At 30.5% G+C, this 26,931-nt stretch carries 28 protein-coding genes and 1 pseudogene; 10 read left to right on the top strand and 19 right to left on the bottom strand.

Features of this window, described 5'->3' with window-relative positions; all coding sequences use genetic code 11:
- Positions 1-55: 55 nt before the first annotated feature.
- The 4 genes from CUEA01_RS21245 to CUEA01_RS21260 form a co-directional block, all read right to left on the bottom strand.
- On the bottom strand, positions 56-604 hold the full coding sequence (locus CUEA01_RS21245; protein WP_234124064.1) for a GNAT family N-acetyltransferase: 549 nt from the start codon (positions 602-604) through the stop codon (positions 56-58).
- 64 nt (positions 605-668) lie between these two features.
- Positions 669-1,544: an AraC family transcriptional regulator gene (locus CUEA01_RS21250; RefSeq protein ID WP_234124066.1), complete on the bottom strand. Its 876-nt coding sequence runs from the start codon at positions 1,542-1,544 to the stop codon at positions 669-671.
- 252 nt (positions 1,545-1,796) lie between these two features.
- Positions 1,797-2,183 carry a HEPN domain-containing protein gene (locus CUEA01_RS21255; protein WP_234124068.1) on the bottom strand — a complete coding sequence of 129 codons (387 nt, stop codon included), beginning with the start codon at positions 2,181-2,183 and terminating at the stop codon, positions 1,797-1,799.
- Positions 2,176-2,499 carry a nucleotidyltransferase domain-containing protein gene (locus tag CUEA01_RS21260; protein ID WP_234124070.1) on the bottom strand — a complete coding sequence of 108 codons (324 nt, stop codon included), beginning with the start codon at positions 2,497-2,499 and terminating at the stop codon, positions 2,176-2,178. Before CUEA01_RS21260 ends, CUEA01_RS21255 begins: the two co-directional genes overlap by 8 nt.
- A 551-nt stretch (positions 2,500-3,050) precedes the next feature.
- On the opposite strand from CUEA01_RS21260, the gene CUEA01_RS21265 reads away from it, so the two are divergent.
- Positions 3,051-3,152 carry a putative holin-like toxin gene (locus CUEA01_RS21265; RefSeq protein WP_234124072.1) on the top strand — a complete coding sequence of 34 codons (102 nt, stop codon included), beginning with the start codon at positions 3,051-3,053 and terminating at the stop codon, positions 3,150-3,152.
- A 218-nt stretch (positions 3,153-3,370) separates the two neighbouring features.
- Here the strand turns inward: CUEA01_RS21265 and CUEA01_RS21270 are convergent, their stop codons facing one another.
- Positions 3,371-3,898, bottom strand: coding sequence for a GNAT family N-acetyltransferase (locus tag CUEA01_RS21270; protein ID WP_234124074.1), 528 nt, complete (start codon positions 3,896-3,898; stop codon positions 3,371-3,373).
- Between the two features lie 521 nt (positions 3,899-4,419).
- On the opposite strand from CUEA01_RS21270, the gene CUEA01_RS21275 reads away from it, so the two are divergent.
- Positions 4,420-4,581 (top strand): hypothetical protein, encoded by a 162-nt coding sequence (locus CUEA01_RS21275; protein ID WP_234124789.1) that lies wholly within the window; start codon positions 4,420-4,422, stop codon positions 4,579-4,581.
- A gap of 249 nt (positions 4,582-4,830) precedes the next feature.
- Here CUEA01_RS21275 and CUEA01_RS21280 read toward each other — a convergent pair whose 3' ends face one another.
- Positions 4,831-5,658, bottom strand: a complete 828-nt coding sequence (locus tag CUEA01_RS21280; RefSeq protein ID WP_234124076.1) for a GNAT family N-acetyltransferase — start codon at positions 5,656-5,658, stop codon at positions 4,831-4,833.
- 394 nt (positions 5,659-6,052) lie between these two features.
- On the opposite strand from CUEA01_RS21280, the gene CUEA01_RS21285 reads away from it, so the two are divergent.
- The 4 genes and pseudogenes from CUEA01_RS21285 (at position 6,053) to CUEA01_RS21300 (ending at position 8,719) form a co-directional block, all read left to right on the top strand.
- On the top strand, positions 6,053-6,619 hold the full coding sequence (locus CUEA01_RS21285; RefSeq protein WP_234124078.1) for an SGNH/GDSL hydrolase family protein: 567 nt from the start codon (positions 6,053-6,055) through the stop codon (positions 6,617-6,619).
- A gap of 468 nt (positions 6,620-7,087) precedes the next feature.
- Positions 7,088-7,639, top strand: a pseudogene (locus tag CUEA01_RS21290) (helix-turn-helix domain-containing protein).
- Between the two features lie 38 nt (positions 7,640-7,677).
- A complete protein-coding gene (locus CUEA01_RS21295; RefSeq protein WP_234124080.1) occupies positions 7,678-8,397 on the top strand; it encodes an AzlC family ABC transporter permease in 720 nt (239 codons plus the stop codon).
- Positions 8,387-8,719 (top strand): branched-chain amino acid transporter permease, encoded by a 333-nt coding sequence (locus CUEA01_RS21300; RefSeq protein WP_234124082.1) that lies wholly within the window; start codon positions 8,387-8,389, stop codon positions 8,717-8,719. The genes CUEA01_RS21295 and CUEA01_RS21300 overlap by 11 nt, the downstream gene beginning before the upstream one ends.
- A 26-nt stretch (positions 8,720-8,745) precedes the next feature.
- Here the strand turns inward: CUEA01_RS21300 and CUEA01_RS21305 are convergent, their stop codons facing one another.
- Positions 8,746-10,173 carry a flagellin N-terminal helical domain-containing protein gene (locus tag CUEA01_RS21305; protein ID WP_234124084.1) on the bottom strand — a complete coding sequence of 476 codons (1,428 nt, stop codon included), beginning with the start codon at positions 10,171-10,173 and terminating at the stop codon, positions 8,746-8,748.
- Between the two features lie 147 nt (positions 10,174-10,320).
- Between CUEA01_RS21305 and CUEA01_RS21310 the strand changes: the two genes are divergently transcribed.
- Positions 10,321-11,418 carry an iron-containing alcohol dehydrogenase family protein gene (locus CUEA01_RS21310; protein WP_234124085.1) on the top strand — a complete coding sequence of 366 codons (1,098 nt, stop codon included), beginning with the start codon at positions 10,321-10,323 and terminating at the stop codon, positions 11,416-11,418.
- Positions 11,419-11,710: 292 nt separating this feature from the next.
- On the opposite strand, the gene CUEA01_RS21315 is transcribed toward CUEA01_RS21310, so the two are convergent.
- From CUEA01_RS21315 to mntR, 7 genes are all read right to left on the bottom strand, one after another.
- Positions 11,711-12,334, bottom strand: a complete 624-nt coding sequence (locus CUEA01_RS21315) for a PepSY domain-containing protein (protein ID WP_234124086.1) — start codon at positions 12,332-12,334, stop codon at positions 11,711-11,713.
- A 541-nt stretch (positions 12,335-12,875) separates the two neighbouring features.
- Positions 12,876-13,397 (bottom strand): nitroreductase family protein, encoded by a 522-nt coding sequence (locus tag CUEA01_RS21320; RefSeq protein WP_234124087.1) that lies wholly within the window; start codon positions 13,395-13,397, stop codon positions 12,876-12,878.
- 68 nt (positions 13,398-13,465) lie between these two features.
- Positions 13,466-14,731 (bottom strand): Ger(x)C family spore germination protein, encoded by a 1,266-nt coding sequence (locus CUEA01_RS21325; RefSeq protein WP_234124088.1) that lies wholly within the window; start codon positions 14,729-14,731, stop codon positions 13,466-13,468.
- A complete protein-coding gene (locus CUEA01_RS21330; protein WP_234124089.1) occupies positions 14,728-15,828 on the bottom strand; it encodes a GerAB/ArcD/ProY family transporter in 1,101 nt (366 codons plus the stop codon). Before CUEA01_RS21330 ends, CUEA01_RS21325 begins: the two co-directional genes overlap by 4 nt.
- 15 nt (positions 15,829-15,843) lie before the next feature.
- Positions 15,844-17,010, bottom strand: coding sequence for a spore germination protein (locus CUEA01_RS21335; RefSeq protein ID WP_234124090.1), 1,167 nt, complete (start codon positions 17,008-17,010; stop codon positions 15,844-15,846).
- A 5-nt stretch (positions 17,011-17,015) separates the two neighbouring features.
- Positions 17,016-17,375, bottom strand: a complete 360-nt coding sequence (locus CUEA01_RS21340; RefSeq protein WP_234124091.1) for a hypothetical protein — start codon at positions 17,373-17,375, stop codon at positions 17,016-17,018.
- Positions 17,376-17,814: 439 nt separating this feature from the next.
- Complete coding sequence (mntR, locus tag CUEA01_RS21345) at positions 17,815-18,285, bottom strand: transcriptional regulator MntR (RefSeq protein WP_234124094.1); 471 nt, start codon at positions 18,283-18,285, stop codon at positions 17,815-17,817.
- Positions 18,286-18,511: 226 nt separating this feature from the next.
- Here mntR and CUEA01_RS21350 point away from each other — a divergent pair, with 226 nt between their 5' ends.
- Positions 18,512-19,774, top strand: a complete 1,263-nt coding sequence (locus CUEA01_RS21350) for an Nramp family divalent metal transporter (RefSeq protein ID WP_234124763.1) — start codon at positions 18,512-18,514, stop codon at positions 19,772-19,774.
- 140 nt (positions 19,775-19,914) lie between these two features.
- On the opposite strand, the gene CUEA01_RS21355 is transcribed toward CUEA01_RS21350, so the two are convergent.
- The 4 genes from CUEA01_RS21355 to CUEA01_RS21370 are packed head-to-tail and all read right to left on the bottom strand — an operon-like array spanning position 19,915 to position 23,396.
- Positions 19,915-20,724 carry a metal ABC transporter permease gene (locus CUEA01_RS21355; protein ID WP_234124096.1) on the bottom strand — a complete coding sequence of 270 codons (810 nt, stop codon included), beginning with the start codon at positions 20,722-20,724 and terminating at the stop codon, positions 19,915-19,917.
- Complete coding sequence (locus tag CUEA01_RS21360; RefSeq protein WP_234124099.1) at positions 20,717-21,616, bottom strand: metal ABC transporter permease; 900 nt, start codon at positions 21,614-21,616, stop codon at positions 20,717-20,719. The genes CUEA01_RS21355 and CUEA01_RS21360 overlap by 8 nt, the downstream gene beginning before the upstream one ends.
- Positions 21,613-22,446, bottom strand: coding sequence for a metal ABC transporter ATP-binding protein (locus CUEA01_RS21365; RefSeq protein WP_234124101.1), 834 nt, complete (start codon positions 22,444-22,446; stop codon positions 21,613-21,615). The genes CUEA01_RS21360 and CUEA01_RS21365 overlap by 4 nt, the downstream gene beginning before the upstream one ends.
- 2 nt (positions 22,447-22,448) lie before the next feature.
- Positions 22,449-23,396, bottom strand: a complete 948-nt coding sequence (locus CUEA01_RS21370; protein WP_234124104.1) for a metal ABC transporter solute-binding protein, Zn/Mn family — start codon at positions 23,394-23,396, stop codon at positions 22,449-22,451.
- 485 nt (positions 23,397-23,881) lie between these two features.
- On the opposite strand from CUEA01_RS21370, the gene CUEA01_RS21375 reads away from it, so the two are divergent.
- Entirely contained in the window at positions 23,882-24,988 is a 1,107-nt protein-coding gene (locus CUEA01_RS21375) for a permease (RefSeq protein ID WP_234124106.1), read from the top strand.
- A 22-nt stretch (positions 24,989-25,010) separates the two neighbouring features.
- The gene (locus CUEA01_RS21380) at positions 25,011-25,733 is read left to right on the top strand and encodes a TIGR03943 family putative permease subunit (protein WP_234124109.1); all 723 of its coding nucleotides are present in this window, start codon (positions 25,011-25,013) and stop codon (positions 25,731-25,733) included.
- 332 nt (positions 25,734-26,065) lie between these two features.
- Here CUEA01_RS21380 and CUEA01_RS21385 read toward each other — a convergent pair whose 3' ends face one another.
- Complete coding sequence (locus tag CUEA01_RS21385; protein ID WP_234124112.1) at positions 26,066-26,902, bottom strand: MBL fold metallo-hydrolase; 837 nt, start codon at positions 26,900-26,902, stop codon at positions 26,066-26,068.
- Between the last annotated feature and the right edge of the window lie 29 nt (positions 26,903-26,931).

Genomic DNA, 26,931 nt, shown 5'->3' on the forward strand with positions numbered 1-26,931 from the left:
AAATAAGGTTGTCTTATAAGCGCCAACCTTATCTTGTATACTCTATAACTGTAAATTATTCTAAGCTAGCTAGTAAAAGTGAATATATATAAAGTGAATATATATTATGTAAATATTTTTTACCTCTAAATACTTCATAACTTGAACCAGATAAAACAAATCCAAGATTCTCAACTAGGCGGATTGATCTTTTATTATCAATAGCAATACATGCTCGTATCTCTTTTATATTCATATTTCTTGCAGCAAATGTGATGATTTCTCTCATCGCTTCTTTCATGTAGCCATTTCTCCAAAATTCTTCTTTAAGGTCATAACCGATTTCAACCTTACACTCTTTATGATTCCAACAATGAAACCCACATGTACCCATTTTAACTCCATCTGATTTTCGTATAATAATCCAACGGTGTTGCAATCGTGGTTCATGCTGTATATAAAAATCAATAATTTCATCTGCACCTTCAACATCAGTTAATGGATCTGCATCAAACAAATATCTGTTGACTACATCATCTGAAAACTGGCTAAATATAAACTCTCTATCATCACTGGATATGTTTTTGAGAAATAACCTTTCTGTTTCTATATCATAAAAAAACATCTTTTTTCTCCTTACATATATAAATTTTAATTGATTAAAAATGTTTTATAAAGTTCAGATAGTTTCACTTTATTGAAATATAATAGTCAATACTGTTTTTATTTTGGTTAATAACCTCATAATCAGAAGTTGTAGAAAGCTCGAATCCAGAATTAGGCAGCCAAATCCCATCAATATAGTCATATACAGATTGATTTAGACTTTCACCGTTTAAAATATTATTCTTAATATCATAATTAAAAACAGCATATTTAGCTTTTGGTATAACCTTCTTCACCATACCTTGAGAAATATCATTATATTCTGATACTTCAACACCATAAAAATAAGTGTAATTAATCTCATCATTCTCTTTGATTATATCTTGCACATCATAATCATAAGCTGCATAATACAACTCGGCATTTACTCTATTTTCAATCTCCGCTGTCATTTCCATGAACTCGTTTTTTACTTTTGATAAAAGTCCAAATTTTATATTCTCACCCTGATTTATTTTTCTTGATATGCCTAAAAGTAATCTCTCATCTTTACAAATAATCTCTGGTTTCAATATTACCACCCCATTTTTATTATTATTTGAAAGTAAATTGATTCTTTCAAACAGGCATAGCTCTGCTTTAACTTTCCTAAAACTACTTGGCGATTCGCCATAAGCCAATTTAAAAGTTCTTGTAAATGCTTCATGTGATTCATAACCATATTCAAAAGCTATTTCTGTTACACTGCGTTTTGAAGTTGCTAGATCAAACATTGCATTGCTTAACTTTCTTTTGCGAACATATTCTTTCACTGAACAACCAACAAGTGGTCTAAACACCCTGTAAAAGTGTGGAATAGAATAACCTGCAACTTTAGCTATCTCTTCTAGCTTAATATTTTCTTTTAAATTATTCTCAATATAGTCTATTGCCTTTTGAATATTGATATAGTAACTCATAAAACACCCCCACTCTTACCTTATATCTAAATAATATCTTATAAAGATAATAAATACTTGACATATTTTATCATCTTTATAAGATACTTAAACAGAAAATTAAGAGTTAAGAACCATTAGCCTTAATTTTTCTATGTCATTGACATCCATTACTTCACTAAAAACCAGTAATATCAACAATCTTAAAGAAGATCTACGTTATTTATGATACAGTTCACCGTATCCCCCTTAAATGCGAAAAGGTAAAATAGATTATCTCTCTATTTTACCCTTAATAAACCTTTCAATTTTATCAGCACACTCAATAGCACTTATCATATCTTCTGCTGTAACATCTAATTGATATGGATACCTAACTTGCACACCATATGGTACTAACTCAATGCATTCATCTTCAATTATATTAAAACTGCTATCAATTGCTTTACATTTATTATTAAGCAATACTAAATCATGTGTTTTCTCTATCTTGTTGCCATTTTTAACCAAATAACCTTTTAAGTACTTTTCGGCACTTTGTTCACAATGATAACATATTATCTCTATAGGTTTAGGATACATATTTATTAAGAATTTAGCTGACTCCAAATCTATTTTTGCAAATTCAAGCCACTCTTCATAAATTTTATTATTATCCATAAATCTTTACTCCCTCATGAAAAATTTTACCTTCCAAAGTGCAATCTGATTTAGCTCGCTCATTAAACTCATCACTATAATAAACTAACAAGTCAACAGGCATACTTTGAACCTTAGCCATAGCTTTTCTAACAATCTTCATTATTTCAACTTTTCTTTTACTTTTATCATCAGTTATTATACATATATCTAAGTCACTGTCTTCATTAGGATTTCCATATGCATATGAACCAAATAAATAAATTGAACTTATATCAAAAACATTATATATTTCTTTTATTAAATTATTTAATTCTACTTTAACATCATGTGGCATAATCCTCACCTACCTCTACTTTAATTATATACCATCTTGATGATATATAAGCATACAACACCTATTATCGCTTTATGTAATTATTTCACAAATTGGAATTTAGTACATAACACTTTCAAGAAGGCCGAACTTTTTTAGACATGCAATATATTCTGAAACACAAAAATAATTTTGAATATCCTTTTCATCTAATCCCTGAAAAGCATATAATTCATCCCAAAGTAAACTACTGCCTTCACCATAGAAAAATCCTGATTCTATGTCACCCCCGCCAAAGATATTAATTCAATTATAACATATTTTATAAATATACTATTGATTATTATACAGTTTTTTACCTATAAAAATAGCCTTATGCAAGTTATATCAATGTATAAGGCTTAACCACGATTTATTTGTGATAAAGTTCTCCGTAACCACTGCAAGTGAGGTTTTTCCATTTTATTCTTATATTTATCTTTACATAATTATGGTATAATTCTAAAGTACAATTTTATAGTTAAATGTGGGCTACTGATATCACTCATCCCTTTTGAAGGGAGGTGATACATATGAGTAACAATACTTTGATGTTACTATTTCAGGCAGGATTATTTTTATTAGCACTACTAACATTTATAGTGTTACTTATTGATAAAATGTCAAAAAAATAGTAGCCCCCACTCGCAATTGGATGCTACTATTTTTAATCATATTAAATTATAGTGATACCAGTTGCCTATGCAACTAGAATTGTATACTATAGGGTGTTGGTAGCACCCTATTTTTATTTTCTGTACTCTTATTTATATTATATCAAATTTTTATAAAAAATAAACCTATATAATTTTTTCTGTTTAAAAATTTTCATTTTCATAATATAAATTGGAATTTATGGCTCCATCCACTCTCTTTTCAGAATGGCATATTGATAGGTATTTTCATAATGCGGAGTTCCATCTGGATTGTTCACGAAAGATATAAATTCCATAAAGAGTCCTTCTTTTCTCATTCCAAGTCGCTCACAAAGCTTTTGGGATGGAATATTATCGTCTTCAGCATAAGCATATATTCTCCTTGCATCGTTATTGAAGAGGTAGCCGATTAATGATTTTGCGGCTTCAGTTGCATAACCGCTCTTGCCGTATTTTAAGTTAAAATTCCATCCGACGCTATATGTATCAGGCTCCTCTTTTATGGCAAAAATATCCCCAATAATTAAATCTGTATCAGCCAAGCAAACAGCAAAATCTTCACCTTCTTTGCCTCTTCGCTCAACTTCTTTTTCTGCTTCATCAAGTGAATTTAATTTTTCACTCATAAAACAATGCACAGGTGGGTGCTTAAGGTATTCATATAATCCCTCAGTATCTTTTTTCTCAAAATCACGAATTGTCAATCTATCTGTTTTCAAATGCATTTAATAATTATCTCATTTACTTCTAATTTTCACTTGAGTTATATCCTGTTGTACTAATTCTAATTTGGTAATAAACACAGCAAAATACAATCAGCGTTGTTGTTAAGATAGTATATTGTACTGAAAAAAGTGGGACAAGATCTTTTCGGATCCTATCCCACTTAAATAATCTTTTGATTACAATTCCTCTGATAAAACAAGTCTATTATACCATATTCATACAAAGAAGCAACGACAATTACTTGTGATACAGTATTTTCACCTATAAAAATAGCCTTAGACAAGTCATATCAATGTCTAAGACTATAAATTCCACTTACTTATGATATGTTTCTCCGTAACTACTCTAAATGAGGTTTTTCCATTTTATTCTTGTGTATAAACTCTACATAATTATGGTATAATTCTAAAGTGATATTTTGAAATCCGTAGTAGGATGGCTGCGGAGGTTTTGAACGTTTTATCCTCCTTATGGGCTATTGGTGAATTATTTCACTGTAGCTTAGGAGGTGGTATTGGATATGTTTGATACTGTTATAAAGTGTATATCAGTTGTTTATGTAATTAGATTAATTCTGAAACATAATCTTTTTATACATCATTTAAAAATTAAGATTAAATTTCTTGGTCTTGATATAGAAGTTAAAAGCAAAGAAAAAAGTGCTCCATCCAGCAAAGATTAGCACTTCTTCTAAGATTCATAATTAAAACATAAATCTAATCCAATAGCCCTAAAACAAAATAAATGTTCTAAGGATTGCTTAGTGTTGGTAGCACTAAGCTTTTCTTATTTATATTATATCAAATTCTTATAAAAAATAAACCTCTCTAGTGTTGTATTTTTAAAATTTTTTATAAAATCTGAAAAATCATATTAACTATTTCATTTAATTATAAGAATAAAATTTAAACAACTATAGAAGCCTCACCTTCTACTTTATACTTTTAATAACAAATTCATGCATACGCTTTGTTGTAAAGCCTAATTTCTCATATAAGAACTTTGCTGGATTTCCTTCAACTACCCATAGACTAACCTTTTGACATCCTCTATCTAGCAACTTATTTATAGAATAGCTTACTAATGTTTTGCCATATCCATTGCCTTGATTTTCTATAGCTACTGCAACTCCATCAATTTCATTATCATCAATTATAGCTACAGCTACTATTTTGTTATATGCTCTTAATACAAATATGTTTTCTGCATTTTCTTTATATTCGTTTTTCTGTTTTTCACTTGGACGGCTCAATGTGGATTCTAATCCTACCAGTAAACGCATTTTATGAAAAGCCTCACTAAAGATTTTTTGACATTCATCATAATCCTTGTCATCATAATTATTAATTTCACAATTATCTATCGCAAGTTTATTACCAATATAAACCATAAAATTTGAATAAAACCAATTCTTGTATCCATTTTTATATAAAAATGTTTTTTCTAATTCATTATCCTTAAAATCACATACTATTTCCTCAACTCCAGCATTTCTCATGCTATTCTCTAATGCTTTCAAAAGCATAGTTCCAATTCCTTCTCTTCTTCCGGATGGCTTCACATATAAAGTCATGCTACTCTTTTTATCTGCCCCAGTAAATATACCTACAGCAAGTATTTCATTTCCATTTTTAACAATCATGCCATATTGTGGCCATTGCTCTAAACATGCAATTATATCTTGTTTCACAAAACTATCGTCTGTAATAAGTTCATTAATTGCTGGCTTATATTCATTTTTATACTGCTCAATATACATATGTATTAATAACCCCCATACCAAAATTTAACTGAAAATTCTATTTAAATATTATCATATATTATATCCGGCTATCAAGCTACAACATTTTTCTCAAACAAAAATGCGCCATTCATTATATCCTATTTTATTATATTACTTATGATATGGTTCACCCTTCATAATCCTAATTTATTTTTTCAAATCCAAGCACCATCAATGTTCTTCAGCAAAACTGACAACATTTAAGTTTAAGATTTACCTGACGTAAGTTTATTAATATGCAAAGTTTTATTACACTACTATTGAGAATACTTCTCCATAATTATAAGTTATGTATTAAGTCATATCAATTAAATTAGCTGCAAGTATAGTATACTTATATGTAATATGTTTTCATACGAGGAGGAATATAATGAAATTAGTTTGTATTGGTGATAGTTTAACCTATGGATATGGAGTTTCATCAAAATTCTCTTGGGTAGAGCTTTTAAAAACTCATTTTAATATGGATGTAATAAACAAAGGAATAAATGGAGATACCACTTCTGGAATTCTCTCAAGATCCTATAGAGATGTTATATGCGAAAAACCAAATTACGTAATCATTATGGCAGGAACAAATGACATTCTTATGGACTATCCTTTAATGTTAATTAAAGATAATATTGAATTACTAATAAAAGAAGCAAAAGAAAATAATATAATACCTATAATAGCCCTTCAGCCACCCATAATAGGCGAACTTGCGAAAATTTATTGGGATTCTGAAATAAATTATGAAAGAATTAATTTAAACTTATCTGCCTATATTACTTGGTTGAAATCCCTTAAGGTTACTTTTATTAATTTTTATGACGAATTTTTAAATAAAAATAATATTAAAAGCTTATACAGCGACGGCATACATCCAAATGCTGAAGGACACAAATTAATGTTTGATATAGTTGCAAAACTAGAGATATACAATCTGGAACATTAAAATTCGAAATTCCAAGTTTATCCTCACAGCAATATTTTTCAATTCACAGTTCACGATGCACAATTCACAATGAAGGATGATTTACATTTCGCTTCTCTCAGGTAAATCTTAAATTTAAATATTGTCAGCTTCGCAAGCACCATATATGGTGCTGTTGCGTAAGCAATAAAAAATAAGTTTTGAGATTTTTCTACGCTTGCGTAGAAAAATCATCCTTCATTGTGCATTGTGAACTGTGAATTGTGAATTAAAAATATTATGCTATTTATGATTTCAATGTTTCAAGTTGTCTATCTATAATTATGAAAATAATTTATAATTCTTTTCTTTGAATATTTTAACAATACTACTTGAAAATATATTTTACTATATGTATAATATATTTAACAAATTAAATTATATATTACAAACGTAAGTTATAATTAACAATAACTAAATATATTTAAATATAAATAGGAGGCTTACTAAGTGAATTTAAGTACAATAATAGCAGAAAATCTTAATCGATTAAGACTTGAAAGAAATTTAAGCTTAGGTCAATTATCACAATTATCCGATGTTAGTAAAGTTATGCTTTCACAAATTGAAAAGTGAGATGCAAATCCAACAATAAATACTATTTGGAAAATTGCAAAGGGTTTAAATGTGCCTTATACACTACTTATTGATAAACATGAAAGCAAAACTTCTGTGATTAGAAAATTAGAAACTGAAAAACAAATTACTGAAGATGGAAAATACAGAGTGTATTGTTATTATGGGGATACACCACATAGAAATTTTGAATTGTTTTTGCTTGAATTGGATTTAGGTTCAGAATATACTTCCATTGGACACACTGAAAAATCTCAGGAATACATTACTGTTTTTCAAGGAGAACTTTTATTATCAATAAATAATGAGGATTATTTAGTTAAAAAAGAGGACTCAATATGTTTTTCATCAACAAATCCACATACGTATAAAAGTTGTGGAAAAGATACTCTTAAGGCTATAGTTGTTAACTTTTATCCAATTTAATAATATAAAATACGCCAGTAATTGAGGGAGGTCTTTATATGAAAAAAGCTATTAAAGCAGCATTCCCAAATACAATACCAGTTATGCTTGGATATATTTCAGTTGGTATGGCTTTTGGACTGCTATTTGAAAAGTCGGGTTACAATTTATTGTGGGCAATTTTAATGAGTACAGTTGTATATGCAGGTTCTATGCAGTTTATAGCTATTAATCTATTAACAGGTGGAACAGGCTTTGTTGAAATAGCACTTATGACTTTGTTTGTGAACTTTAGACATTTATTTTATGGCTTATCTTTTATAGATAAATTTAAAGATATGGGGAAAAAGAAAACATACATGATATATTCTCTTACTGATGAAACTTACTCCTTATTATGTTCTGTAAAAGCACCCGAAGGAGTTAATAATAATTTGTTTCTTTTTTGTATATCATTTTTGAATCAGATGTATTGGATAATTGGAACGATTATTGGCTCTGCTGTTGGTTCACTTATTAAATTCAATACAAAAGGAATTGATTTTGCAATGACAGCTTTATTTGTAGTTATTTTTATCGATCAGTGGTCTTCATATAAAACTCATATTCCTGTTATAATTGGAATTTTATCAACTATTATATCTCTTTTAATTTTTGGGCCTAATAATTTAGTTTTACCATCAATGATACTTATAGTTATAAATTTGATGATTTTTTCTAAACAAATACAAAGGAAAAATTGCATAGGAAGTAATGGAGGCGTTAAAAATGCATGTTAATACTAGTTATACTCTACTTGCTATTTTAGTTATGGGCGCTATTACATTTGCCATAAGAATGGCACCTTTTATTTTATTTGGTAAGAAAAAATCTACGCCAAAATATGTAGTTTACATAGGTAATTATTTGCCTCCTGCTGTAATGGCTATGCTCATAATTTATTGCTTAAGAAATATCAAATTATATTCCTTTCCTTTTGGAATACCTGAAGCAATTGCAATTATAGTAGTAGCGATTTTACATATATGGAAACATAATAATTTAATTAGTATAATAGTTGGAACAATTGTATACATGATTGAAGTGCAGTTAATATTCTAATATGGCATAAAAAATATTATCTAACTTTAACCTTGCCCCTGTCCCCACTGCTTCATTAAATCTAAAACACTTTCAGGCATTTTATTTGCTTGACTCAATATACTTTCTGCAGATTGTTGAAGTATACTAGTTTTAGATTTTTCCATAGCCTCTTTCGCTACATCAACATCTCTTATCTTACTTTCTGCACTTTGCAAATTTCCAGATGAATTATTTGTCAGGCTCATCGTGTGTGTTAACCTATTTTGATATGCACCAACCCCTGCTCTTGCTGATGATACTATATCTATTGCATTATCAATCTTATCTATCGCAGAATTCGCATTTTGCTGTGTGTCTACTAGCAAGCCATCAATACCAATTTCCTTTGGTGTTACATTCTGCACATATATCCTAACGGCATCATTCTTATTACCTGCTGTTTGTATGTCTGCATAAAAAAACTTATCTGTTCCTGCTGGTACTTCACCATATACTCCAAGTTGAAATACCCCACTTCCGCCACTAGGCCAAGTATAACCAGCTTCTGATAGCCTATCATCATAAACATATAGTTTAGGTCCATCTGCAGCTAACTGTGAATAATGATTTACAAAACTTGTAGCATTGCTTGGTACATCTGGTGGAACAGGCTCCCCACCATTACTTATAACTGTCGTAGATTCGGGATTAAACACAAACCCTGCTTGTCCGTATGCTGTTTCCATTATTTTATTTGCTAAATCAGTACCATTTGTAATCGAACTTACATCGACCTCCATTACAGGATTAGCATCATTTAAACGTGACGTATCAGGAGTTCCATTTACAAATTTAATACTATATGTCTTTGTACAAGTGCAGCAAGTATATTGAACTCCTTCACCAACTAATTTAGCCACATCAGCAGCTGAATTGATATTACTAAAATCGATAATAGCGCTTGCATATTGTTTGCCATTATATGTATATTTATCAGTTACGCCTCCACTGGTAGTAACATAATTCACATCTTTAGCTAATGAATTAGTTACTCCTCCATTTCCATATTTATCATACTCCCCAGATAACAGTGAAAGTCCATTAAATTTTGTATTATTAGATATATTATCTGCTTCTTTTATTAACTGATCAATTTCACATTGCATGGCTTTTCTATTATCATCATTATAGGTTCCATTGGAGGATTGAACCGCTAATTCTTTGCATCTTTGCAATATATCTTGAATTTCTTTCATTCCACCATCAGCAGTTTGCAATAATGAAATACCATCTTGTGAATTTTTGCCTCCTTGATCCAATCCCCCTATCTGGGCTTTCATTTTTTCTGATATAGAAAGTCCAGCTGCATCATCAGCCGCTTTATTTATTCTACATCCAGAACTTAATTTCTCTATTAATTCTGACATTTTTTTATTATTAATTTCAAGTATTCTATTTGTATTGACTGCAGCATTGTTATGATTAATTATCACGATGAACACTCCCAATATTAATTTCGCATATAGTTATATATTACCACAATTATCACCTCGCTCGTAGATAATTGATTTTTTTTTGCAAAATAATGAAAAATATGATATAAAATACACTATGATATAGTTAAGAAAGGATGAATATTTATGAATTTTAAATACGCGATGCCAACAAAAATATATTTTGACGAAGATGCAGTTTTAAAAAATAAGGAAGTGTTTAAAAACCTTGGCAGCAAAGCTTTAATTGTAACTGGAAGAAGTTCTGCTAAAAAAAATGGATCCTACAATGATGTTGCAAAGGCACTATCTGAGGTGGGCATAGAACATATTCTTTTTGATGAAGTTGAAGAAAATCCATCTTTAGAAACTATAGAAAAGGGCAGCAATGTTGGAAAGGCAAATAACGTAGATTTTGTTATAGGCATAGGTGGCGGATCTCCTATGGATGCTTCAAAAGCAATTGCTATTTTCATAAAAAACCCAAAAATAAATATAGACAATATTTTCTCTCAAAAGCAACTAGAAAGCATTCCTGTAGCAGCTGTACCAACAACTTCTGGAACAGGTTCAGAGGTTACCCAATACAGTATTGTAACTTCAAATAAAGAAAAGACAAAAAAGAATTTAGGACAGTTCGTATTTCCCACAGCCGCTTTCCTTGATAGTAAGTACACTTTTGATTTACCTTATAATATAACTGTTAATACAGCCATAGATGCCTTTACACATTTAGTTGAAGGCTATTTAAATTCAAATAGTACTTACATGTCTGACATTTACGGTGAAAAAGGCCTTGAATTATTTAATTTTTGCTTTAAAAAGCTAATTAAAAAGGAACTAGATACTGAATTTAGAAACAAAGTCATGCTTGCTTCAAGCTTAGGTGGAATACAAATAGCTCAAACTGGAACTTCACTTCCTCATGGCATGGGTTATCCCCTTACATACTTTAAAGGTCTTCCTCACGGCCTAGCAAATGGAGTTTTGACAATAGAATATTTAAAATGCTTTAAGGATACAACAAAACTTGAAAAAATGCTAAAAGCTCTTGGATTAAGTAATTTGGAAGAACTTGAAACAATTTTAAAACAATTAGTTAATGTAGATATTCAAATAACAGATGAGGAAATACTAGAGTATTCTAAATCCTTTGTTTCGAATAAGAATAAACTAAAAAATCATCCAGAAGAAGTAACATTAGAAGATATAATAAGAATTTATACAAAAAGCTTAAAAAAGTAACTTTATATTCTCACAATATAAAATTAATGCGAAGCATTAAACCAGAGTAGAGAGTAAAGAGTAAAGAGTAGAGTGAATGATGATTTTCTTCCGTTTCACTACAGAAAATCTTAAAACTTATTTTTGATTGCTTGCGCAATCGCACCATATATGGTGCTTAGCGAAGCTGACAACATTTAAGTTTAAGATTTACCTGAGCATCGCAAAAGGTAAATCATCCTTAACTCTACTCTTTACTCTCTACTCTCTGCTCTAAATAATGGTTCGCATTTTTTTTATCATAAAAATTGAACTACTTTGAAATAGTTGGCAATTTTACTATACATCTGAATTTAGGAGCCTTGCCACTTGCTCTCATTTCAGATTTTCGTTTTTGTATTTGTGCTACTATTTTGTCAGCCTCTGCTTGAGTCTTACAGCCTGCTGCTACATGAGATTTAACTTTGGCAATTTGCCTATCAAATTCTGCATCCTTTAAAACACATACCTGTTCTCTTTGTGCTGCTGTCATGGAAGGCCAATTCTTATCTAATGTTTGTTGTTGTAATTGTATTGCAGCTTTTCGCTCACATCTATTTTTTTTATGAGCCTTGGCTCTTGTTTGAATGATAGTTCCGTTTTTCGCGTTCACTACTACTTCTGATTTCTTTCTATTGCTGCTCGTGATATCAATTTTATAAATAGCCACTCCATGTTTAGTCCTAAGTTCAATTTTATTAATGGTGCATCCCTTATTTTTCTTTTCCACAATATCACTTACTTGTTGAACACTAATTTTAGCCTGTGCTGCAAGTGATGGTTGTGCAACGGATACTTTTGAATTCGCTGCAAATGCAACATATGCAGTTCTAGACGACAGCGTTATTACAGCCGCAGTTAAACTAGTTATTAATAAAGCTTTTTTGTTCATTTTCATAATAAATTTCTCCAATCATTTTTCGTATATTTTACAAAACTTTAAATAACATTGAGAAATACTTGGATAATCAGGATTTAACCCGCTTTCATAGCTATATTATTACACTTACTAAAAAAAATATTCACAAAAGTAAATATTGTGAACTAAGTGTAGTGCAAAACCAAATAACAAGGGACAGGAACTTTTGATAGTTGAGCTAGTTTTAATAGATATTAAAAACTTGGAAAAACAAGGGTGTAGTACAAAAACTTAAATAATAAGTGGGAGCTCTGCATAAAAAAATGATGTGAGGAATAGCGTTGAAGAAACATTTAAATAAAATTTTATAAATCTTAGAGACTAAATCGCAAAAGTCTTAGAAATTTCAATTGTTTGAGCTGCTTCTTGCGAGTTATTGAAAGTTCTTAGAATTTTGAGATTTAGTCTCTTAGATTTATTAATTTTATTTAAGGTTTCAAGATGCTATTAATCACATCATTTTTATGCAGAGTTCCCACTTATTATTTTGTTTTGCACTACACCTTTGTTCGCAATAATTTTACTTTACGAATTTAATAGTTCCTGCTTTTCTTTCATGTTCCTTTGTTTCTTGATCTGGGTATCCAATTGCTGCTATTCCCCAAACCACATGATTTTGAGGTATATCAAAGCTTGTTAATACTTCTCTTACTGCCTTTTCATCACAGATAGTTTTGAGCTGATTAATCCAGCATGAGCCTATACCTAAAGAATGAGCCATTAAAAATATATTTTCTAATGCACATGAACAATCTGCAAGTCCATTTGTATTTTCTTTATCATTAGATAGCATAATTAAAGTTGCTGGTTTATAAAAATTGTAGCCTTCATCTCTTCCCAAAGCTTCTCTAACAACCTTTGCAAGGAGATCAATTTTTTCTTTATTTTGAACGACAGTAAATTGCCAACTTTGTTTGTTCATACCGCTTGGTGCATATGTTCCAGCCTTTAAAATTAATTCTAATTCCTCATCTTTTATTTGCTCTTCTTTAAACTTTCTTATACTTCTTCTTGTTAAAATATTTTGTAAAACTTCATTCATAGCCTATTACCTCCTAAAATTTATAATTACTAAGTTTATTATAAATCAAATTCAGCCTATATAACAAATCATTTAGTTTCAAATTTCTTAATATTTGTTCCTGTATTATTTATCTTAGCGTGAACATTTACCTTTACAGGAACCTCTTTAAAAATTTCATTCCAAGACTTTTCGTAGTACTCATGCCACTCTTTAGGGTGCTGCCTATAAAGATCAAAGCCAAAGCCAAATATGTCTGTATTTAATTTACCCTGGCCTTTTTTTAATGCAGCCTTAACATCTGAATATATACTGTTTGCTAGCTTTTCTTCAGCCAAATTAATTGTTGCTGAAGTTATGTATTCATTTCCTCCACTGCTGTAATACTTTCTTAAAGCCGCCTCAACACTAACGTCTACATATATAACGGGTGTATTGTTTTCTATTTTAACCTTAATTTTACTCCTTGATCTTGTTATATAATAATATAGCATTCTTTTATTATATTCATCAAAAGCTTGAGCTTCATTTTTGTTCTTAAACCGTGGATCATCTATATTAGAAGTTTTATAAGAAATAATCTTGTTACCTAATATCCAATTTAACCCCAAAGTTTCCTTATCATCAAGCCAGTCAATAAATTTATCCTTTTTAAAAACTGCCATACCATCAGCAATCAAATTACCATCTTGTTCTATAGCAAATCTAATATCATTCCGTGTTCCACCTGTTGGATTACCTTCCCCATTATTGAATGACGTAGTTATTATCCTTGGTGCTACTGCTTCAACGCCTTTCCTCGCCATCATAATTAAAAAATCATGAAAGGTTACAGAAATTACAGTACCATTACTTTTAGATGCACTTAAAAGTAAACGCATCTTTCTTCCTGATGAAGTTGTAGAATTAGGATCACGTGTAGCAATTACTCCTTCAGCTTTTCCTGGCACAATTATTAAATTTACAGAATTACGAATTCCTGGAGTACGTTCAAAATATTCAACTAAATCCCCCATAATATATCTGGCTGCATCCTCACCAATAATCAAAACTTGAGTGTATCCATAAAACAGTTTGTTGGGACTTGCCTGTTGAAGCTTTGTAAATGCATCCATTAAAGTACTGGCAGATGCAGAATAAACCGTTCCTTTACTTGAACCACCGCCTGGTTTTCCTGATGAAGATTGACTTACGGGAATAAATTGAAGTGTTACTGTTACTTTATCTGATTTGGTATCTAAATCTATTCCTATAGAATAAATTTGTGTCATTTGCTCATACTCCTCATAATCCCAACATCCACTAAGAAACAATACAAGAATTAATATGAGTAATGACAATATGCCCTTTTTCATCTTATGTCACTTCCGTTACCTTTTTTCATAATGTGCATACCCACGAAAGCCATTATCAAAACAATTACTACAAATGGCAGTAAAACATAATAATCCATAAATAAAGAAAGATAAAATGCCTTGTTATAAGAATTCAACTTTACGGCAAACACTAAAATTGCTATGGAAATCAATATTAATAAAATAGTAGAGTATTTTTCTTTAATAAGTTTTTTTATTGGAATCCAAGTACAATATAAATATAATGCTATTCCAGTAGTGCAAATAAGCTGATAAGTAGCTAAAATAAATAATTCTAATCCTCTTATATAATCTCCAAAATATATAGCCCTCGATATTTCAACACCTGCAAAAGAAACATTTTCTAGTAACTCTGTACCAGATATTCCTTGCATAATAAATACCGCCAATGACAATATAAATGCCCAAAATCCAATTCCTTTTATTATGCCTTTTCTATTACCATCCGTCTCCGGCATATGTTCTGTCATTACTAATATGAACAAAATTATTGCAGATGCTGAACCTAAAGAAAAAAACAGTGAATTTCCAAATTTTAAAATGCTAGTATCAAATATTGGATATATGTTTTTAAAATGAAATTCCTTAAAAAAACTAAATGAAAAACCCGTAAAATAATTGATTATATACCATACAGTAAGTAATTCAACCGTTCTTCCAAAAAGCATAATTTTGTTATTTACAAATAAGAAAGCTATTATAACAATAGAAAGCATAATTACCCATACAGGCGTCGTTGGCAAAAAATATGTCTTAACCATTTCCGTAAAAAAGTTTAAAACAATTACTCCTAAAATAATGTTTATTATTCCATTAATTATAACTATAATTATGTAAAAAGGCTTCCCAAAGCTAATATTTATAATTTCAAATATATTATGTTCAGGATAATTTTTGCTTAAATGTAAAACAGCAATAACAAAAGGGATTGTTAATAAAGGTCCTATAATTGACGTAATCCAGCCACTTCTTCCTGCTAAATGTGCCACCCAAGTTCCGTTAAAGCCCATACTACTGCATCCACTTGCAAATGTAAGATAAATAATTTGTTCCCTTGTGAATCTATCATATCTCAACCAAATTCACCTTCTTTACTTTTTAGGCTTATCTCTATCAATATCCGTAGTAAGTCTTAACTTACTTTTAAGCATTTTAAAAGGCGCCCTAATAAAAATATCCGTCCATGCTTTAGGCTCAATTGGTACAACTGGATACAAATATGGTACCCCAAATGATTCTAAAATAGACATTCTCCATAAAATAACAAAGCTGCCACTAAAAAGCCCAAATATCCCTAAGCTTCCCGCTAACATTATTAAGAAATAGTTAATTATCCTTGAGGTATTTACAAGTGTAGTTGATGCAATGGCAAATGAAGCTATAGCTGAAACCGCTATCACTATTATAAGTGATACACTTACATATCCAGCTGCTACTGCTGACTGACCAATTATAACCGCACCTAAAGTTCCTATAAAATAGCCTACCATTCCTGGCATTCTCGTTCCAGCTTCACGAATTATATCTATTATTACTGTCATAAAAATAAGCTCTATTACAGAAGGAAACGGAACCCCCTCTCTTCCTTGAGAAATATTTAAAGCTAAAGACGGCGGAACTATGGTATGATTATATGTAACAAAAGAAAGGTATAAAGGAGATATAAAACTTGATAAAAAAAAAGCTAATATTCTAACGATTCTTAAAACAGAAGCTGCAATTGGTATCTGTGCGTAATCATCCATGCTTTTAAAATTGTCCCAAAATGTCACTGGTACTACAAGTGCAAATGGACTATTATCACAAAGTATCGCAACACGCCCATCAGATAGTGCCCTAGAAACCAAATCTGGACGCTCTGTCAATCTATATGTTGGAAATATATTAATAGGTTTATCTTGTATAAATTCAGCTAAATTACTGGTTCCATCTGCTACATCAATATCAACATCCTCCATACGCCTTCTCACTTCACCTACAATTTCATTACTTGCAAGCCCCTTAATCCATAAAACTTTTGAATTTGTACGTGAAAGCTTTCCTAATGTGAAAGGTTCTACTTTTAGATTTGGTATAGGGAGCCTTTTTATAATTAGGCTTATATTTGTATCTATATCTTCTACAAAGGAATCCTTAGCTGCAAAAATAGTAGTTTCATTTTCTGGTTTATCTACGGACCTCTTTTCAACCTTCGGCGCTTCAACTATAAATATATCGCTGCAGTCCTCAAAAAAAATGACCGTATTTCCTTTTAGCAATTCCGTTATAGCTTGTTTTTTTGACTTACTATTTTAGTATTTACGGATGAAACAAAACTTGACTCTACCAATTTACTTATATCATCATCTTCTATTTCATCATTTATTCTTCCTCTAAGTAGCGGTGTAATAACCTGATTACTTATAAATTCTGTATCGCATAAACTTGTCACATACAATATTCCTATTTCTTTCTGCCCCCCAAAGGCTTTAAACTTGCCCTTACCAAGACCAATACCATCTCCTAATTCATTTTTGATTGCTGTTAGACTTTCATCAACAGAAGTAGATGTCTTTCTATTTTTACAATGTGAATTTGAATAATGCAGCTTTCGTTTTGAGGTATCTACAACTCTTCTTCTCATGTTAATCACGTTTCCTTATAAAAAACTATTTATTATTAGTAATCTCTTTTTTGCATTGTTTTATACATTTAATTCAATGGCTATGTTTTAAATAAGTGTTGATTTTCACACTTATTTAAAACATAGCTTCCTTTAGTATTTTGGGCTATTTTTAAAAGAATGTTGATGTGATATGCTCACTTTTATGGACTCTTAGGATTGCTCGTTTATAATTTGCGTAATTTTGACTAGGACGGTCAAAGCCATTTAGGCATCAGGACGATGCATCTAAATGGGTAGCAAATTATAAACGAGCAATTCTTAGAGCCCATTAATGTCACAAGCTCTTATCAACATTCTTTTAAAACATAGCCAATTCAATGCAAAATTACTTTAAAAATAAAAGAAGAGAAACCTTATCTTAGCGTAGTTCCCCTTCATCGTACTTTGGTTTTCTCCTCTATACCTTTGAATTTTTATATGCATTAAATTTATCAATTATATCCGGATTGTCTTTTATAAAATAAATATATTCTTCAAAACATTTAGTAGTTTCTTCGCTTAGTGTATGCTCAATTTTTTCAGTTTCTGTTAAAATCTTATCTTCTGGTATATTAAATATTCTTAAAAATGATTCTATAGTATTATGTCTCTTTAATAAAAACTTTCCTAATTTTGTACCCTTGTCCTTAAGAATAATTACACCATACTTTTCATACTTAAGCAGCTCCAATTTTCCCAATCTTTGAACCATTCTTGTAGCAGAAGGAGGATGAACATTAAGTGCTTCTGATAACTCATTAATTCTTGTAAATCCTGTATTTTTAGATAATCTCCATATCATCTCAAGATAATCCTCCATTGATGCTGTAATCTTATTATCTTCGTTTTTCATATACTCACTAAAAGTATGAAATTCATTGTTGTCCATAATTTTTCACCTGCTTTATAAATCTATAAAAATTTTACACAATATTTACTTATTACATTATATGCACAAAAATTTTTATAATTTACCTTAGTGTAACTTTTTTAGCTTTAACTTCATATTTTGTATTAGATAAATAAACTTATTTAAGAATAACTGTAGATAAACTCTATTTCAAATAGTTTATCTATAATAAGAAGGGTGAATTTTAATGGATAGACAAGATGTTATGATAAAATCGCGAAAGTTTAATTCTATAAATATACAAAAAACAGGTAAAAGTTCAAAAGGATTATTAAAATTTTTAGGACCTGCCTTTGTTGTCAGTGTAGCCTATATAGATCCCGGTAATTTTGCAACAAATATCAGCGGCGGCTCAAAGTTTAACTATGCTTTAATTTGGGTTATACTTTGGAGCAATATAATGGCCATATTTCTTCAAACCATGTCAGCTAAACTCGGAATAGCTACAGGACATAACCTTCCAGAAATGTGTGCTAAATTATTTAGGAGACGTACAAATTGGATATTTTGGATTATAGCAGAGCTAGGGGCTATGGCAACAGATTTAGCAGAATTCCTTGGTGGAACTTTAGGATTATACTTATTATTTAGAATTCCAATGATCTATGCTGGACTTCTTACAGGATTACTTACATTTTTGATTTGTTATATGGAGAAATATGGGCAGAAGGTAGTAGAACTCATTATCACAATTCTTGTAGGAGTAATATGTATAGCTTATTCAATAGAACTAATTCTTGCAAAACCTAATTGGCCTCAAGTAGGAATTCATACACTTATCCCTGGTATACCTAATGAAGAAGCTTTATTAATAGCTGTTGGAATGCTTGGTGCAACAGTTATGCCACATGTCATATATCTTCATTCTCATTTGGTACAATACAGATGTACAGATACCTCTGATTCTGGCAAACTAAAACATTTTAAAATGGAAAAGTTAGATATATTCATTGCCATGAATCTTGCATTTATTGTTAATGCTGCTATGGTAATAGTATCCGCAGCAGTATTCTATAAAAACGGTTTAGTTGTAAATACTATAGAACAAGCTCATATGTCGTTAAAACCACTTTTAGGTTCACTATCTAGTGGAGCTTTTGGAATTGCCTTACTAGCTTCTGGTTTATCCTCCTCTGCGGTAGGAACTCTTGCAGGTCAAACTATTATGAAAGGCTTTGTTAATTTAAGTATACCTGTAAATGTAAGAAGGCTCATAACCATGATACCAGCCTTAGTTATTATAGCAATTGGAATAAATCCTATGAGTGCTCTTGTTTTAAGTCAAGTTGCGCTTAGCTTTATACTGCCATTTCCCATTATCCAAATGTTACTTATAGCAAAACGAAAAGATTTAATGGGAGCGCTTGTAAATAAAACCGTCACAAGATTTTTTGGCATACTAATAGCTGTTATCGTAATATCACTAAATGCAATACTGCTATATTTCACCTTCACAGGTGGCTGCTAAAATAATTCAAATTGTAGCGAGATACTGCACAAGCTGCAATACTCCCTACAATTTGTTTAGCTACAAGGCTACTTCTAGTAATGTTTTTCAATTCACACAAGATTGACTCATTAAAAATTATATACATTATCTTTGAATATTTAAAGCTTGGAAGTAATTTTACTACATAGTCTTGAAAGTAAATAAATGCTTCCTGTTATTACTGATACAAAAAAGCCAATAGGCCAATCTGAGTAATATGCAAAAATTAATGATAGCCATATTGAAACTACAGAAAATATTATGGATATAATTATTCCCTTTACAGGATTACTTGTTATATAAGTGCTTGCCGCTGTTGGTACAATAAGCAAACTAAAACAAAGCAATGCACCTACTATTGGTACTGTCACTGCTGAAACTAATCCAAGCACTATCATAAAAAGCATTTCTACTAATCTAATAGAAACTCCTCTTGCTTCAGCTATATCTTTAGAAAGCGAAACTAATAAAAGTGGTCTATATAGAAAAATTATTGCAAAAACACAAACTACTCCTATAATTGCTGTTTCAATTACTTGTGCATAGCTAACACCTACAATTTGTCCAAATAGGAGACCATAAGCTCCCGCTGCATATTTATCCGTTAAGCCTAAGAATAGTGATCCAATCCCAAGCACGCCAACTAAACAAAGTGCAGTTACTATATCATTACGTTCTTTCTTACTGAATACTCCAATTAATATTGAACCTCCAATTACAAATATAAACAAACCATACATAGGATTAGCATTTAACAATACTGCACCTGCACCTCCTGAAAAACCAACTTGTGGCAAGGCATGTGCTGCAAATGAATCTCCTCTTATAACAACAAAAAATCCTACGAGAGCACAAAGTACAGCTATTATAGTACCACTAACTAAGGCATGAAGCATGAAAGTATCCGTAAATATCCAAGCACTACTCATCAGCTATCACCCTTTCACTTTCAATATTTTTTGCCTTATGCAATTGTTCTTTTATCCTAGAAATTATATAAAATAATATGACAAGAATAGTTATAAAAAAGCTTACCGCCCATCCCTTTCCTTCCGGTGGCCAATAAAAACTATCATAAGACAAAATAACACCAAGCCATACAGCTGCAACCCCAATAATTGCTGATAATAGCATAGCAGCATTCATTCTATGTGTAATTCTCATAGCTGCCGCAGCTGGTCCAATTAAAAGTGCACTGCTAAGTAAGGAACCAGTTATAAGTGCTCCCTCTTCAACTACAACCGCCAATAAAATTACAAATATAATTCTTATAAGACGAACATTTACTCCTCTTATTTTTGCAATTTCTAAATCTAAAGAACTTAATAAAAGCTGTCTATAAAAAACGCAAATTAAAATTACAGTAACTGCTGTAAGCAAAATTACAATATAAATTGAAGATAAATCCACTACAAAAATTGATCCAAATAAAATCATCATAGGTGCACTTGCTTTTCCAGTAAAATGTGTATCCAAGTATAAAAATAAAGTTTGTATTCCCAATGCAATAGCTAATATTACACCAGTAGCTAAATCTCGCTCCTTTGCCTTATTTCCTAAAAATTCTACTCCGCTAGCTGCTAATACTCCAAATCCCAAAAATCCCCATAAATTATTGATTCCAAATAAAAATGCAATAGCAGCACCCACGCCTCCAAAATCAGCAATAGCATGAGCTGCAAAAGTTTGATTACGAATAATTACAAATACACCAATAACTCCAGATATCGCTGCTACAATAGTACCAAGTATTAAAGCATTTCTAACTTCTGTACTTTGAAAAAAACCTGGTGCAAATACAAAGTTTAAGATTTCTTTCATGATGTTACCTCCGAGGTTTTGAAGTTGGCATTTATATTTTCTTGTTCTAATCCTCCTAACACCATAATCCTTCCCTTTACATGTAATACTTCTACTGGATAACCATATAACTTGCTTAGTACATCAGTTTGAAAAACCTCTTTTACCTGACCCATAACAGCTTTTCCATCCGCCAAATATAAAACTCTATCCATTACACCTAAAAGAGGATTCATATCATGCGCCACTAAAATAACAGCAGTTTTTCTTTCTCTCCCTATTCTTGAAACTAAATTAACTATTTCATAAGCACTCTTAATATCAAGATTCGACAGTGGTTCGTCTAAAATTAATATTTCTGGATTTGTAAGCAGAGCTTGAGCTATAAGAAGCCTTTGCTGCTCTCCACCTGACAACTTTCCTATAGGTGAATCTGCATATCTTAAGGCATCTACTGCTTCTAATATTTCATTTACGAGCTTTTCCTTTTTCTTGCTTGGAAGTGGAATACCAAATTTATGTCCATCAAGTCCAAGAGCAACTAAATCACGTCCCCTTAATGGAATATTGGGTTCTAAAAATATTTTTTGAGGTACGTATCCAATTGTATGTTTTGCAGTTTTACCATTACTCCCGGTTAGTTTTACGTTACCTTTAGTTGGCGATAATAAGCCTAAAATAACTTTTAACAGAGTAGATTTTCCTGCTCCATTAGCTCCAATAAGCCCTACAAACTCGCCTGGATAAACTTCAAAATTCACATGATTAAGTACTGAACGTTCTCCAAATTTTACAACAACATCTTCAACAGATAATATTGCTTTATCTTTTCTTAATTTACTATTTTCCATAATTAAATTTTCTCCCTAGAAACTCCATATTTTAAAGCCTTTATTATACTATCTGCCTCTGTTTGCATCCATTTTTGATACGAATAATTAGGAGGCATAGTTTCATACACACCTACAATAGGTATATTATTGCTTTTTGCAAGCTTTAATAAGGCAGTGGTGGAATCATCAATAGCTTGCTGATTATAAATAAATACTTTAACCTTTTTATTTTTCATAATATCCTCTTGAATTTTTACATTCTGTGGTGAAGGGTCTGTTCCATTCATTACAGCTGCTTGATAAGCCCAAGGAGTCTTTATATCCAAATCGGCAGCTTCTAACATATAATCTGACACTGGTTCAGTAACCGCAACTCCTGCTTTAGCATATTGCTCTTGGATTTGTTTTATATCATTATTAAAAGGTTTTAATGAAGCATTGAACTTAGTTAAATTGCTTTCAAAGTAACTTTTTTTATCTGGAAACTTAGTTTCGAAGTACTTTGTAATAGTTTCTGCTACCCTTGTCATTGTATCAGGCTTATACCAAAGATGAGGATTTTTTGTATTGTCTCCGTAGCCAAGAGTTTTTGCAACATTTATTATTTTTCTATTTGAGTTTTGAGAACTTGCTTCTAGCTTGTCCATAAAGTCATCATATCCAAGACCATTTTCAATAATTAAATCCGCATTGCTTACAGCTCTTGAATCTTTCGTATTTGCCTCATATGAGTGAGGATCAGCACTTGGATTACTCATAATCCCTATAACTGATACATATTTCCCACCAATTTGTTTAATTACATCTGCATACTCATTTTCCGCTCCAACAGCTTGAATTATCTTTCCTCCTGTTACTGAAGAAGAATTACTTGTACCGCAGCCTGATAATATAAAAGACAGTGCAACTACTGTTAATAATCCTATTTTGTTGTATTTATGCTTCTTAATTAATTTAGATTGTTTCATTTTTTATCACTCCCAGAATTTATGTAAATGCAAACTTATTGCATTTACATTAAGCTTAATGTCTTAAACTTACTTTGTCAATATCATTTAAGGTAAAATTTTCTTAAATTTAAAATTCACAATTCACGATGGTATATATTTAGTAATAATATAAATGTATATTACATATAGATATACTACTTAAAAAATGGAAATTACAATTTGTCGAGGAGAAGCCAAAGTACAAAGTACAGAGTACAAAGTACAATGAATGAGGATTTTTCTCCGTTAGCACTACGAAAAATCTGAAAACTTATTTTTTTATTGCTGCGCAATCGCGCCATAAATGGCGTCAGCGAAGCTGACACCATTTAAGTTTAAGATTTACCTGAGAGAATCGAAAGGCAAATCATCCTTCTTTGTACTCTGTACTTTGTACTTTGTACTCTGCTCTAAAAATTGTAATTTGTCATAATAGCCTTGGTATCTATAAAGGAGGTTTCCCCTTGGAAGAAAATAAAAAATCAATTTTTTTTATTCCTATGTTAATACTTATATTGCCTATTTTAATTATGTTTATTGTAAATATAAATATACTAAAGAACAGCTTTAATTTCGTGCTTCAAAATAGTGTTCTTCAAAGCTTCACAACAATTTTTTTAAGTATAATTTTAGAAGCCTTTCCCTTTATCATAATTGGAGTATTTATATCCTCCATTATTCAAATGTTTGTATCTGAAGAAACCATAGCTAAAATAATACCAAAGAACAAATTCATAGGTCTACTAGCCGCCGCATCAATCGGTTTAATATTTCCAGTATGCGACTGTGCCATTGTACCTATAGCTAGGAGATTATTAAAAAAAGGCGTTCCTCTTTATATTGCTGTAACCTTTATGCTTTCAGTTCCAATAATTAATCCTGTAGTACTTTCATCAACTTATTATGCCTTTTTAAATGATTCGCACATGGCAATGCTTAGAGGCTTTATAGGCTGGACAAGCTCTATATTAATAGGTTTTATAATAAGCATTTTAGAACGCAAGCACAATAGAATTTCTAGTTTGAGAAATAATTCTTCAAACACAAGACCTCTTTATTACAACTTTACTCTTGCTAAAAATGACAACTGCTCACATGAACATGGCTACTGCTGTCATCATGAGCATCACCATGAGCACGATAATGAGACAAACCATATTCACACAATTTCTCATATTCTTGAACATGTAAGCTCTGAATTAAATGAAGTGGGTAAATTTATTATTGCTGGAGCTTTTTTATCCGCTTTAATGCAAACTATTATTCCAAGAAGATATATTTTATCCATTGGCAGCCATAAAATATTGTCTATTGTAGCTATGATTGCACTTGCTTATGTAATGTGTGTATGTTCTGAAACTGATGCTTTTATAGCAAAAACTTTTGTAGGTCAATTTACCAGCGGCTCCATAATAGCTTTCTTAATATGTGGTCCTATGATAGACATAAAAAATACCCTAATGCTTAGTGACGTTTTTAATCGAAAGTTTATATTTAAATTAACCTGCATAGTAATGACGGTTTGCTTTTTTATAGGAATTATATTTAACTTTTTGAACATAGTTATATAGATTTATGGGTGGTGATTAATAAATGATAAATAAATTTAAATGGTTCATATTTTTAATAGGCTTTTCATATTACATGTACTACCTAATTTCAAGCAAAAAATTATATTTATTTATTCATCCCAAAATGACAAATTACATAATTTTTTCAATGGTAGTTTTGTTTGTATTATCATTGCTTGAATTAAAAAAGATTTTATTTAATAAAAAGCATACAACCTCTGTTTCTATAATATTTTTTGTTCCATTAATTCTTGCATATATAATAAACCCACAAGGTTTAAATTCAAATATTGCAGCAAACAAAGGTATAACTTCAAATATTTATTCAACTGAAAAAGATGTTACTTCAAATAAGATCAGTAATTTAATAACACTTACAGATAGTAATTTTTCAGATATGACAAATGAAATATCTTATAATTTAAATAAATACAAGGGTAAAGAAATAACTATTTCAGGCTTTGTATACAAAGATGAGCACTTCCCCAAAAATACTTTTGCAATTTCAAGAATGCTTATAGTATGCTGCGCTGCTGATGCTGAAATTACTGGACTAGCCTGTCGTATAAAAGGCAATGTTGACCTAAAAAATAATGAGTGGATAAGTGTTACCGGCACAATAAATTCTGTAGAAAATTTTGATAAAAATTATAGTGATCAAAAAATAATTCCAATAATTGATGTTACAAGTGAAAAAAATATAAGTAAGCCTAAAAATCCTTATATTTACTTAAAGAGAACTTAGTAGAAATGTCTTTAAATAAATATACAACTTGGAACTTGAAAATTTCAAATTTCAAGTTTATACTGACAAGCTAGAATCTATCTCATTTGACAATTGATAAAGGACAGTTTAGGATGATTTTTCTCCGCTATCGCTTTGAAAAATCTTAAACTTAATGCTTGCGCATGGCGTAAAACATAGTGCTTAGCGCAGCTAACACTATTAAGTTCTAAGATTTACCTAAGCGAAGCAAAAGGTAAATCATCATTCACTGTACTCTGTACTCTGTCATCCGTACTCTGCTCGACAAATTGTACATCTATAGTTTCATTGTTTTAAGACTTTCACTAACTTTATAATTCAATAACATTGCCAGTATTATTATATATAAAGCTTTCTTTAAATTGCATTTTTATTTTTTCAATAGCTTTATCGCCTGTACAATGTGACATTCTCAAAACTTTAATATCATTTTTCTTAAAAAAATCAATTGTTCTATTTAACCTTAAATCATCGGCTTCTATTAAGTGTGTTCCTCCAATTACCCCATAGATTGGCATGCCTGTTCGTTCCATAATGGTTTCTAAAATATTAACTATTCCTACATGTGAGCAGCCAACTATAACTACTAATCCTTTATCAAGTTTAACTGCTAGTACTATTTCATCTGAGAAATCGTCTACTGTGTAGTTTTCATTGAACTTTATCTTAAACTTTGGATTTAACAATTCAAAATTATTGCTACTTTTAAAATTTGAAAAAGCCATTACACTTGGCGAAATATAATAAATATCTTGTTTAATATATTTTATTGAAATATTATTCTCATCAATAAATTTCTCATCAAAAGAATTTCCGTTATACTTGTAAGTTTCATTTTCTACAAGCTTGTATTTTTTTGCAAAAAAACTTTTTCCAACAATTAATTTGTATGGTTCTTTAAATTTGTTAGCAAACTTTTCAAAACCTCCACTGTGATCATAATGTCCATGACTCAACAGCACATAATCAAGGTTACTCAGATCAACTTTCAATAATTCCGCGTTTCTTATAAAATCCCCGCTCTGGCCTGTATCAAATAAAATTTTAATTTTGCCAGTTTCTATATAAAGAGACAATCCATGCTCATAATAAAGTTCTGAATTAATACTTGGTTTATTTTCTATAAGAGTTGTTATTTTTAAATCCATTTTAAATCACCTTTACATTATCATATTAC

The sequence above is a fragment of the Clostridium hydrogenum genome, from assembly GCF_021432385.1.
GTDB classification, from domain to species: Bacteria; Bacillota; Clostridia; order Clostridiales; family Clostridiaceae; genus Clostridium_S; species Clostridium_S hydrogenum.

Bases quoted from the DNA above. Each gene is read 5' to 3' on its own strand.
- CUEA01_RS21245 (WP_234124064.1), bottom strand. From the start codon at position 604: ATGTTTTTTTATGATATAGAAACAGAAAGGTTATTTCTCAAAAACATA.
- CUEA01_RS21250 (WP_234124066.1), bottom strand. From the start codon at position 1,544: ATGAGTTACTATATCAATATTCAAAAGGCAATAGACTATATTGAGAAT.
- CUEA01_RS21255 (WP_234124068.1), bottom strand. From the start codon at position 2,183: ATGGATAATAATAAAATTTATGAAGAGTGGCTTGAATTTGCAAAAATA.
- CUEA01_RS21260 (WP_234124070.1), bottom strand. From the start codon at position 2,499: ATGCCACATGATGTTAAAGTAGAATTAAATAATTTAATAAAAGAAATA.
- CUEA01_RS21265 (WP_234124072.1), top strand. From the start codon at position 3,051: ATGAGTAACAATACTTTGATGTTACTATTTCAGGCAGGATTATTTTTA.
- CUEA01_RS21270 (WP_234124074.1), bottom strand. From the start codon at position 3,898: ATGCATTTGAAAACAGATAGATTGACAATTCGTGATTTTGAGAAAAAA.
- CUEA01_RS21275 (WP_234124789.1), top strand. From the start codon at position 4,420: ATGTTTGATACTGTTATAAAGTGTATATCAGTTGTTTATGTAATTAGA.
- CUEA01_RS21280 (WP_234124076.1), bottom strand. From the start codon at position 5,658: ATGTATATTGAGCAGTATAAAAATGAATATAAGCCAGCAATTAATGAA.
- CUEA01_RS21285 (WP_234124078.1), top strand. From the start codon at position 6,053: ATGAAATTAGTTTGTATTGGTGATAGTTTAACCTATGGATATGGAGTT.
- CUEA01_RS21295 (WP_234124080.1), top strand. From the start codon at position 7,678: ATGAAAAAAGCTATTAAAGCAGCATTCCCAAATACAATACCAGTTATG.
- CUEA01_RS21300 (WP_234124082.1), top strand. From the start codon at position 8,387: ATGCATGTTAATACTAGTTATACTCTACTTGCTATTTTAGTTATGGGC.
- CUEA01_RS21310 (WP_234124085.1), top strand. From the start codon at position 10,321: ATGAATTTTAAATACGCGATGCCAACAAAAATATATTTTGACGAAGAT.
- CUEA01_RS21315 (WP_234124086.1), bottom strand. From the start codon at position 12,334: ATGAAAATGAACAAAAAAGCTTTATTAATAACTAGTTTAACTGCGGCT.
- CUEA01_RS21320 (WP_234124087.1), bottom strand. From the start codon at position 13,397: ATGAATGAAGTTTTACAAAATATTTTAACAAGAAGAAGTATAAGAAAG.
- CUEA01_RS21325 (WP_234124088.1), bottom strand. From the start codon at position 14,731: ATGAAAAAGGGCATATTGTCATTACTCATATTAATTCTTGTATTGTTT.
- CUEA01_RS21340 (WP_234124091.1), bottom strand. From the start codon at position 17,375: ATGAGAAGAAGAGTTGTAGATACCTCAAAACGAAAGCTGCATTATTCA.
- mntR (WP_234124094.1), bottom strand. From the start codon at position 18,285: ATGGACAACAATGAATTTCATACTTTTAGTGAGTATATGAAAAACGAA.
- CUEA01_RS21350 (WP_234124763.1), top strand. From the start codon at position 18,512: ATGATAAAATCGCGAAAGTTTAATTCTATAAATATACAAAAAACAGGT.
- CUEA01_RS21355 (WP_234124096.1), bottom strand. From the start codon at position 20,724: ATGAGTAGTGCTTGGATATTTACGGATACTTTCATGCTTCATGCCTTA.
- CUEA01_RS21360 (WP_234124099.1), bottom strand. From the start codon at position 21,616: ATGAAAGAAATCTTAAACTTTGTATTTGCACCAGGTTTTTTTCAAAGT.
- CUEA01_RS21365 (WP_234124101.1), bottom strand. From the start codon at position 22,446: ATGGAAAATAGTAAATTAAGAAAAGATAAAGCAATATTATCTGTTGAA.
- CUEA01_RS21370 (WP_234124104.1), bottom strand. From the start codon at position 23,396: ATGAAACAATCTAAATTAATTAAGAAGCATAAATACAACAAAATAGGA.
- CUEA01_RS21380 (WP_234124109.1), top strand. From the start codon at position 25,011: ATGATAAATAAATTTAAATGGTTCATATTTTTAATAGGCTTTTCATAT.
- CUEA01_RS21385 (WP_234124112.1), bottom strand. From the start codon at position 26,902: ATGGATTTAAAAATAACAACTCTTATAGAAAATAAACCAAGTATTAAT.